Source organism: Azospirillum sp. TSO22-1 (assembly GCF_003116015.1).
Lineage (GTDB): Bacteria > Pseudomonadota > Alphaproteobacteria > Azospirillales > Azospirillaceae > Azospirillum.
Genome location: NZ_LGQZ01000199.1, coordinates 1 through 10,500 on the forward strand (window position 1 = coordinate 1; position 10,500 = coordinate 10,500).

Below are 10,500 nucleotides of genomic sequence, written 5' to 3' on the forward strand. Positions count from 1 at the left end.
ACGTGCTGGACGGCCGCGCCGGTGACGACACGCTGTCCGGCGGGACGGGCGACGACACGCTGAGCGGCGGCGCGGGCGCCGACCGGCTGTCCGGTGGCGCCGGGCATGACCATGCGCGCTACGACGGGTCCGCCGCGGCCGTTACGGTGAACCTCGCGGCGGGCACCGGCACGGGCGGCGACGCGCAGGGCGACGTGCTGTCGGGCATCGAGGACGTGACCGGGTCGGCGTATGGCGACCGGCTCACCGGCGATGCCGGCGCCAACCGCCTGGACGGCGGCACCGGCGACGACACGCTGTCCGGCGGAGCCGGCGCCGACACGCTGTCCGGCGGAGCCGGGCAGCGTGACCGGGCGCTGTATGCCGGGTCGTCGGCGGTGCAGGTCGACCTCGCGCTGGCGTTGGCGCTGGGCGGCGATGCCGCCGGCGACCGGCTGGACGGCATCGAGGACCTCACCGGCTCCGATGGCGACGACACGCTGCAAGGCGACGCGCAGGATAACGCCCTGGACGGCGCGCGCGGCAACGACGTCCTGGACGGGCGGGCGGGCGACGACACGCTGACCGGCGGTGTCGGCGACGACACGCTGACCGGCGGCGCGGGTTCCGATGCGCTGGACGGCGGCGCCGGGACCCGCGACCGCGCGCTCTACGACCGGTCGGAAGCGGCGGTGCGGATCGATCTCACCGCGGGCACCGGCATCGGCGGCGACGCCGCGGGCGACACGCTGGTCGGTGTCGAGGATATCACCGGTTCCGACCACGCCGATACGCTGCTGGGCAGCGCCGCCGGCAATCAACTCGATGGCGGCGCGGGCGACGACGTGCTCGACGGGCGGACCGGCGACGACACCCTCACCGCCGGGGCGGGCGACGATACGCTGACCGGCGGCACCGGGGCGGACGTGCTCGACGGCGGGGCCGGCCGCGATGTGGCGAGTTACGCCGGGGCGTCGGCGGGGGTCGGGGTGGACCTCGCCTCCGGGGCCGGCGTGACGGGCGACGCAGCGGGCGACCGGCTGTCCGGAATCGAGGACGTCGTCGGGTCGGAACTGGCCGACGTCCTGTCGGGCGACGGCGACGGCAACCGCCTCGATGGGCTCGGCGGCAACGATTGGCTGTACGGCCGCGGCGGGGCCGATACGCTGTCGGGGGGTGACGGCAGGGACTGGCTGGCCGGCGGTGAGGGAGCGGACAGGCTCGACGGCGGTGCCGGGGTGGACACGGCGACGTACCGGGAGTCCGATGCGGGCGTCATCGTCGACCTCGCGGCCGGAACCGGCGCCCGGGGCGATGCCGAAGGCGACAGCCTGACCGGGATCGAGAACCTGTTCGGCTCGGACGCGGGCGACCTGCTGCTGGGCGACTCCGGCGCGAACCGCCTCGACGGGGAAGGCGAGGACGACCGGCTGGACGGCCGGGACGGCGACGACGACCTGTTCGGCGGCGCCGGCGACGACGTGCTGATCGGCGGCACCGGGGCCGACGTGCTCGACGGCGGCGTGGGCTGGCGCGACCGCGCCGACTACGGCCGGTCGGACTCGGCGGTGTGGGTGGACCTCGCCGCCGGCTTCGGTGCGGGCGGCGACGCGCAGGGCGACGCGCTGGTCGGCGTCGAGGACCTGACGGGATCGGCGTCGGGCGACCGGCTGTTCGGCGATTCGCTCGGCAACGAATTGGACGGCGGCGCCGGCGACGACCTGCTGGACGGCCGGGCGGGCGACGATCGGCTTACCGGCGGCGACGGCAACGACGTGCTGACCGGCGGGGGCGGCGACGACTGGCTGTTCGGCGACGGCGGCGGCGACGTGCTGACCGGCGGGGATGGCGACGACCGGCTGTACGGCGACGGCGGCGACGACATGCTGACCGGCGGGGATGGCGACGACCGGCTGTACGGCGACGGCGGCGACGACGTGCTGACCGGCGGCACCGGCAGCGACTGGCTGTCCGGCGGCGGCGGCATCGACACGGCGACCTATCGCCTGTCCGGAGAGGGCGTCGCAGTCGACCTGGACGCCGGCACCGGTTCCGGCGGCGAGGCGGAGCGCGATACCCTGTCCGGAGTCGAGAATCTGGTCGGCTCGGACCACGGCGACGTCCTGCTCGGGGACGCGGGCGCGAACCGGCTGGAAGGCTTGGCCGGCGACGACCGGCTCGACGGCCGCGACGGCGACGACCGGCTGTACGGCGACGGCGGCGACGACGTGCTGATCGGCGGGCGGGGCGCCGACCGGCTCGACGGCGGCGACGGGACGCGCGACCACGCCGATTACGGCCGCTCGGACGCGGCCGTGCGGGTGGATCTCGCCGCCGGCACCGGCCTGGGCGGCGACGCCGAGGGCGATACGCTGGTCGGGGTCGAGGACCTCACCGGCTCGGATCACGAGGACACGCTGCTCGGCGACGCGCTTGTCAACCGGCTGGACGGTGGCGATGGCGCCGACCTGCTCGACGGGCGTGACGGCGACGACACCCTGACCGGCGGCGATGGCGACGACGTGCTGATCGGCGGCACCGGGGCCGACACCCTCGACGGCGGTGCCGGCATCGACGTGGCGATCTACGCGCTATCGACCCTCGGCGTGACGGTCGACCTTGCGGCCGGCACCGGCCTCGGCGGCGAGGCGGAGGGCGACACGCTGACCGGCGTCGAGGACCTGATCGGGTCGGAGCACGACGACACCCTGCTCGGCGACGGCGGCGCCAACCGGCTGGACGCCCTCGGCGGTGCCGACGTGCTCGACGGGCGGGACGGCGACGATACCCTCACCGCCGGGGCCGGCGCCGACACGTTGACCGGCGGCACCGGGGCCGACGTGCTGGACGGCGGCAGCGGCATCGACGTGGCGCTCTACGACCGCTCCGCGGCCGGCGTGACGGTCGATCTCGCCGCCGGCACGGGCCTGGGCGGCGAGGCCGAAGGCGACCTGCTGGCCGGGATCGAGAACCTCGTCGGATCCGACCATGCCGACACGCTGCTGGGCGACGGCGGTGCCAACCGCCTGGAGTCCGGGGCCGGCGACGACCGGCTCGACGGGCGGGACGGCGACGACACCCTGATCGCCGGGGCGGGCGACGACGTGCTGATCGGCGGGCGGGGCACCGACATCCTCGACGGGGGCGACGGGACGCGGGACCATGCCGACTACGGCCGGTCGGACACGGCGGTGCAGGTGGATCTTGCCGCCGGCACCGGCCTGGGCGGCGACGCCGAGGGCGACACGCTGACCGGCATCGAGGATCTTACCGGCTCGGACGGCGCCGACACGCTGCTGGGCAGCGCCGCCGACAACCGGCTCGACGGCGGCTCGGGCGCCGACGCGCTCGACGGCCGGGACGGGGCAGACACCCTGACCGGCGGGCAGGGCGCCGACACGCTGACCGGCGGTGCCGGGGCGGACCGGCTCGACGGCGGCACCGGCATCGACGTGGCGATCTACGCGCTCTCCACGCTCGGCGTGACGGTGGACCTGGCGGTGGGCACCGGCCTCGGCGGCGAGGCGGAGGGCGACACGCTGACCGGCGTGGAGGATCTGGTCGGGTCGGAGCAGGCCGACACGCTGTACGGCGACGGCGGCGCCAACCGGCTGGACGCCCTCGGCGGTGCCGACGTGCTCGACGGGCGGGGCGGCGACGACACGCTGCTCGGCGGCGACGGCGACGACACGCTGATTGGCGGCGACGGCGACGACACGCTGGCCGGCGGCGGCGGCGACGACAGGCTGGCCGGCGGCGACGGCGGCGATACGCTGGCCGGCGGCGACGGCAACGACACGCTGACCGGCGGCACCGGGGCGGACCGTCTCGACGGCGGCGCCGGCAGCCGCGACCGCGCCGTCTACGCCGCCTCGGCGGCGGGTGTGTACGTCGATCTGCGCTCCGGCGTCGGGCTGGGCGGCGAGGCGGAAGGCGACGTCGTCACCGGGGTGGAGGACGTCACCGGCTCCGCCCACGCCGACACGCTGCTCGGCCGGGACGACGTCAACGTCATCGAGGCGGGCGACGGCAACGACGACATCGACGGCCGGGCGGGGAACGACACGTTGTCCGGCGGCGCCGGCGACGACCGGCTGGTCGGCGGCGCCGGCGCGGACCGGCTCGACGGTGGTGCCGGCACCGATCGCGCCGAGTACGCCGGCTCGCCGGCCGGCGTGACGGTGGATCTGGCGGCCGGCACCGGCGCGGGCGGCGACGCCGAAGGCGACACGCTGGCGGGGATCGAAGACCTCATCGGCTCGGCCTGGGCCGACACGCTGCTGGGCGACGGCGGGACGAACCAGCTCGACGGCGGCACAGGCGACGACCTGCTCGACGGGCGCGGCGGTGACGACGTGCTGCTGGCCGGCGACGGCGACGACCGGCTGATCGGGGGCGCCGGGGCGGACCGGCTCGATGGCGGACGGGGCCGCGACACGGCGTCGTACGCCGCGTCATGGGCCGGGATCCTGGTGGATCTGGCGGCCGGCACCGGGGCGGGCGGCGAAGCCGCCGGCGACGTGCTGACCGCGGTCGAGGACGTGGAAGGCTCCGCGCACGCGGACTCGCTGCTCGGCGATGCGAACGCCAACCGGTTGGTCGGCGGGGCCGGCAACGACGCGCTGGACGGTCGCGGCGGCGACGACACCCTGACGGGCGGTGCCGGCGACGACCTGCTCGTCGGCGGTGCCGGCGCCGACCGGCTGGACGGCGGCGACGGGCTGGACCGCGCGAGCTACGCCGGCTCCGCCGGGGCGGTGCGCATCGACCTGGCGGCCGGGCTGGGCGCCTGGAGCGACGCGCAGGGCGACACCCTGGCCGGGGTGGAGGACGTCGTCGGCTCGGCCCATGCCGACGTGCTGCTCGGCGACGGCGGCTCCAACCAGCTGGAGGGCGGCGACGGCAACGACACGCTGCAGGGCCGCGACGGCAACGACCTGCTGTTCGGCGGCAGCGGCGACGACACGCTGACCGGGGGCGCCGGGGCGGACCGGCTGGACGGCGGCTCCGGCCGCGACCGGGCGCTGTACGACTCCTCGGGCGCCGGCGTCTACGTCGATCTGGCCGGCGGCTGGGGCTCCGGCGGCGAGGCGCAGGGCGACGTGCTGTCGGGCATCGAGGACCTGACGGGCTCCAGCTCCGACGACACGTTCCTCGGCGACGGCAACGGCAACCAGCTGTCCGGCGGCGGCGGCAACGACCGCCTGGAAGGGCGCGACGGCGACGACACGCTGGCCGGCGACCAGGGCGACGACCTGCTGGCCGGCGGCGCCGGGCGCGACGCGCTGCTGGGCGGCGACGGCACCGACACCGCGACCTACGCGACCTCTTCCGGAGGGGTGGCGGTCGACCTGGGGGCGCGGCGCGGCAGCGGCGGCGACGCCGAGGGCGACACCCTGGACAGCATCGAGGCGGTGATCGGCTCCGGCAGCAACGACACGCTGCTGGGCGACGGCGGCACCAACTGGCTGACCGGCGGCGGCGGGGCCGACGTGCTGGACGGGCGGGATGGCAACGACTGGCTGAGCGGCGGCGACGGCGACGACCAGCTGACCGGCGGCACCGGGTCCGACGTGCTGGACGGCGGTTCCGGCCGCGACGTCGCCAACTACGGCGGGTCGGGCGGCGGGGTCTATGTCGACCTCGCGGGCGGCTGGGGCTCCGGCGGCGACGCGCAGGGCGACCAGCTGAGCGGCATCGAGGATCTGCTGGGATCGGGCCAGGCCGACAGCCTGCTGGGCGACGGCAACGCCAACACGCTCGACGGCAACTCCGGCAACGATCGGCTGGAGGGACGGGGCGGGGACGACGCGCTGTACGGGCGCGACGGCGACGACCACCTGACCGGCGGCGGCGGCGCCGACTATCTCGACGGCGGCTCCGGCCTCGACACGGTGGCTTACAGCGGCGGCTCGGTGCGCGTCGACCTCGCCGCCGGGCGGGGGTACGGCGGCGATGCCGAGGGCGACGTCCTGACCGGCATCGAGGTGGTCGCCGGCACCGACAGCGACGACACGCTGGCCGGCGACGGCGGCTCCAACCGGCTGGACGGCGGCGGCGGCGCCGACTGGCTGTACGGGCGCGACGGCGACGACGTGATGTTCGGCGGCGGCGGCAACGACCTGCTGCGCGGCAGCGGCGGGGCCGACTACATGGACGGCGGCGACGGCTACGACGTGGTCTACTACGACGACGCCGGCGGCGGCGTGTCGGTGGACATGGGCGCCGGCCGCGGCACCGGCGGCGAGGCCGCCGGCGACTGGTACGTCAACATCGAACAGATCACCGCCTCGCACCATGGCGACCAGATCATCGGCTCGAACAACGCCGACGTCGTCTTCGGCGAGGGCGGCGACGACGCCATCGCCGGGCGCGGCGGCAACGACGCGCTGAACGGCGACGGCGGCAACGACCAGCTCTGGGGCGAGGGCGGCGACGATACCCTGAACGGCGGCGACGGCTACGACGGCGCCAACTACGCCGGCAACGTGCTGGGCTACCGCGTCGAGCGGACCGGCTATGGCTCGGCCGTCGTGACCGACCTCAGCGGCGTCGACGGCGACGAGGGGCGGGACGTCGTGTCGGGCGTGGAGTACCTGCGCTTCGCCGACCGGATCGTCTACCTCGACGGCACCAACAACGTGCCGATCTCCTTCGGCGACGCGACATCCACCGACGAGGACGTGCCGGTGGCGATCAGCGTGGCGTCGATCACGGCGAACGACGTCGAGTTCGACGGCGACGCGCTGCGCTTCGACTGGGTGGGCAACGCCTACGGCGGCAGCGTGACCACCGACGGCGGCACCGCGGTGTTCACCCCGGCGGCCGGCTTCTCCGGGCAGGCGGGCTTCACCTACGTCGTCGGCGACGGCCGCGGCGGACAGTCCTCCGCGACGGTCACGATCAACGTCCGGGCGGTCAACGACGCGCCGGTGGCCGGCGACGACATGGCCGGCCCGGTCTACGCCAACCAGTCGGGCTGGTGGGTGCTCTCGGACCTGCTCGCCAACGACTACGATCCCGACGGCAACCCGCTGTCCCTGGTCAGCGTCGGCGGCGACGGGAACTCCAGCGCGGTGTACGTCGGCAACGGGCTGATCGCCTACACCGGAAGCGCCGTCGGTCCGGCGTACTTCACCTACACCATCACCGACGGCGCCGGCGGCACGGCCTCGGCCAGAGTGTACTTTGACGTCCAGCAGTACCAGGAGAACTTCCCTGGCGGCAGCGACCCGGTGGTGCTCGACCTCGACGGCGACGGCATCGAACTGCTGCGCGCCGGCGCGACGGCGGTCCGGTTCGACGGCACCGGCGACGGGCAACCCGACGTGATCGGCTGGGTCGGTGCCGACGACGCGCTGCTCGTCTACGACGCCGACGGCGACCGCGAGGTGGACGGCTATGGCGAGGTGGTGCTCGCCAGCTACGGGCTGCCCGGCATGACCGACCTGGAGGGCCTGGCCTATGCCTTCGACAGCGATCGCAACGGCGTCTTCGATTCCGGCGACGCGCAATGGGGCCGCTTCGGCGTGTGGCAGGACGCCGACCAGGACGGCGTCACCGACGAGGGCGAGTTCCGCACCATGGACGAGGCCGGCATCGCCGCCATCGGCCTGGAGCGCAGCGGCGCGCCGGAGACCATCAACGGCAATCTCGTGCACGGCTATGCCGAGTACACCCGCGCCGACGGCAGCACCGGCCTAGTCGGCGACGTCACCCTGACCGTGCAGTCCGAGACGCCGCCGGCGGCCCCGCCGCCCGTCGCCTCGGAGATCCTGGTACCGCCGCCCGAGCCGGTGTCGCTCGACGCCGGGCTCCAGCAGCTGATCGCCGCGATGCCCTGGTTCGCCGCGGACGAGCCGCCCGAGGACGCGCCACCGCTCCCGGACGTCGCCTTCCTCGCCGTTCCGCCTCCACCCGAAGAGCATCACGCGCATTAAACCGGGGATTGTCCTCGGCCGGTGGAAGCCGGCTGCCGGGCATGGTTTCAGACGTGACATATACCGCGGGTGATCCGCATCCGCACATTGTACGGCATAATTATAAAATCCCATCTTTAAGAAATGGAGCAAGTGTAGGCTCGGATGGCGAAGATGCCGCAGGTTTCAAACTTGACGCAAAAGCGCAAGCACAAGTAGGATCGCGCCACCCTAAAGTTGCTGATATCGGGCATTTTAAGCAAGGCGTGCCGCGTATGTCGGAACACCCCCAGCACGAACGTCGCGTCGCCGGGCTCGTGAAGGAGCCGGCGGTGGCGACCGGACGTTGCGAGCCTGACGCCGATCCTGCGACCGACGGCGGCGTCACCGCGCTGGCCGCCCTGCTGCGCCTGTCCGGGCTGGCTGTGGACCCGGCGGAGCTGCAGCGCATGGCGCGGAGCCTGGGCGGGTTCTCGGGCGGATCCGCTGACGCCTCCACCCTGCTGACGCTCGCCCGCGACCTCGGCTTCCACGCCCGGCTGCGGCGGGTCGGTCGGGGCAAGCTGCCCGCCGCCGGCCTTCCGGCGCTGGCTGAGTTGCACGACGGCGGCTTCGTGCTGGTGGCGCGGGCCGACGCGGCGCGGGTGCTGGTCCTCGATCCGGCGACCAACCGGCCGGTCGAGCGGCCACGCGCGGAATTCGACGCCGGTTGGACCGGGCGCCTGCTCCTGGCGGAGCGGCCGGCAGCGTCGGGCGCCGGGCCGGCGCGCTTCGGCCTGCGCTGGTTCCTGCCGGCGCTGGCGCGGCACCGCTGGGTGCTGACGCAGTCGCTGTTCGCGTCGCTGTTCCTGCAGCTGTTCGGGCTGGCGACGCCGCTGTTCAGCATGGTGGTGATCGACAAGGTGCTGGCGTCGGGGTCGGTGGGCACGCTGGACGTGCTGGTGATCGGCATGGCCGCCATGGCGCTGTTCGACACGCTGACCGGCGTGCTGCGCAGCGTGCTGCTGACGCACACCACCAACCGCCTGGACGTCGAGTTGGGCGCCCGCCTGTTTGACCACCTGACCGCCCTGCCGCTGAGCTATTTCGAAAGCCGTCCGGTCGGCGCGCTGGCCGCCCGCGTCAAGGAGCTGGAGAGCATCCGCGCCACCCTCACCGGGCCGGGCCTGACCATCGGCCTGGACGTGCTGTTCACCATCGTCTTCGTCGCAGTGATGTGGTCGTTCAGTCCGGCGCTGACCGGCATCGTGCTGCTGACGGTGGCGGGCTTCGCCCTGGTGCACGGGCTGGTGTCGCCGGCGCTGAAGGGCCGGCTGGTCGACCGCTTCGCCCGGGGGGCGGACGCGCAGAGCTTCCTGGTCGAGGCGGTGCACGGCATCGAGACGCTGAAGGCGATGGCGGTGGAGGGGCGCATGCGCCGCCGCTGGCAGGAGCTGCTGGTCGCCAACACCCGCGCCTCCTTCCGCGCCGCCGTGCTGTCGGAGGCGACCGGGCAGGTGGTCGGCTTCCTGAACAAGATCATGGCGGTGGCCATCCTGTGGTACGGCGCGCACCTGGTGATGGACAACGCCATCACCGCCGGCACGCTGATCGCCGTCAACATGATGGCCGGCCGGGTCAGCGCCCCGGTGCTGCGCCTGACGCAGATCTGGCAGCAGGTGCAGCAGGCCCGCGTCGCCATGCAGAAGGTCGGCGACGTGCTGAACGCCCAGCCGGAGCCGGGCGCCGTCCCCGGCCGGACGCCGCTCGGCCGCGTGGAGGGGCGCATCGCCTTCCGCGACGTCACCTTCCGCTACCACCCGAAGGCCCCCGCCGTGCTGGACGGCGTATCGTTCGAGGTGGCGCCGGGGCAGGTGGTGGGGCTGGTCGGCGTGTCGGGATCGGGCAAATCCACGGTGGCGAAGCTGCTGCAGCGCCTGCACGTGCCGGAGCGCGGCGCGGTGTCGGTGGACGGCGTCGACCTCGCCGGCATCGACCCGGCGTGGCTGCGTCGCCAGATCGGCGTGGTGCCGCAGGACGTGGTGCTGTTCAACCGCTCGGTCCGCGACAACATCGCGCTGGCCGACCCGACCATGCCTATGGAGCGCGTCGTCGAGGTCGCCAGGCTGGCCGGTGCGCACGACTTCATCGTCGGCCTGCCGGAGGCCTATGACACGCCGGTGGGCGAGCGCGGCATGCGCCTGTCGGGTGGGCAGCGGCAGCGGCTGGCGCTGGCCCGCGCGCTGGTCGGTGACCCGCGCATCCTGATCCTGGACGAGGCGACCAGCTCGCTCGACTACGAATCCGAGGCGATCATCCACCGCAACATGCGGCGCATCTGCGCCGGCCGCACGGTGTTCGTCATCGCCCACCGTCTGGCGGCGTTGCGCGAGGCCGACCGCGTCCTGGTGCTGGAGCACGGCCGCGTGGTCGAGGACGGCCCGCACGCCGATCTGGTCCAGGCCGGCGGGCGCTATGCGCTGCTGCACGCCTTCCAGGTCGGGCAGGGCCACGCCGCCGCCGCCATTCCCGTGCCCGCCGAATGACGAGCGTCCCATGACCGCGACCGAGCTGCACGACCCGCACGACACCCCTTACGGCGGGCTCGACCTCGCCCCCCCCA

At 74.4% G+C, this 10,500-nt stretch carries 2 protein-coding genes; both read left to right on the forward strand.

The window, feature by feature from the left end:
- On the forward strand, positions 1-7,919 hold a 7,919-nt coding region (locus tag TSO221_RS33450; protein WP_146208992.1), incomplete at its 5' end, for a tandem-95 repeat protein.
- Positions 7,920-8,173: 254 nt separating this feature from the next.
- Positions 8,174-10,423, forward strand: a complete 2,250-nt coding sequence (locus tag TSO221_RS33455) for a type I secretion system permease/ATPase (RefSeq protein WP_109122786.1) — start codon at positions 8,174-8,176, stop codon at positions 10,421-10,423.
- Positions 10,424-10,500 lie beyond the last annotated feature (77 nt).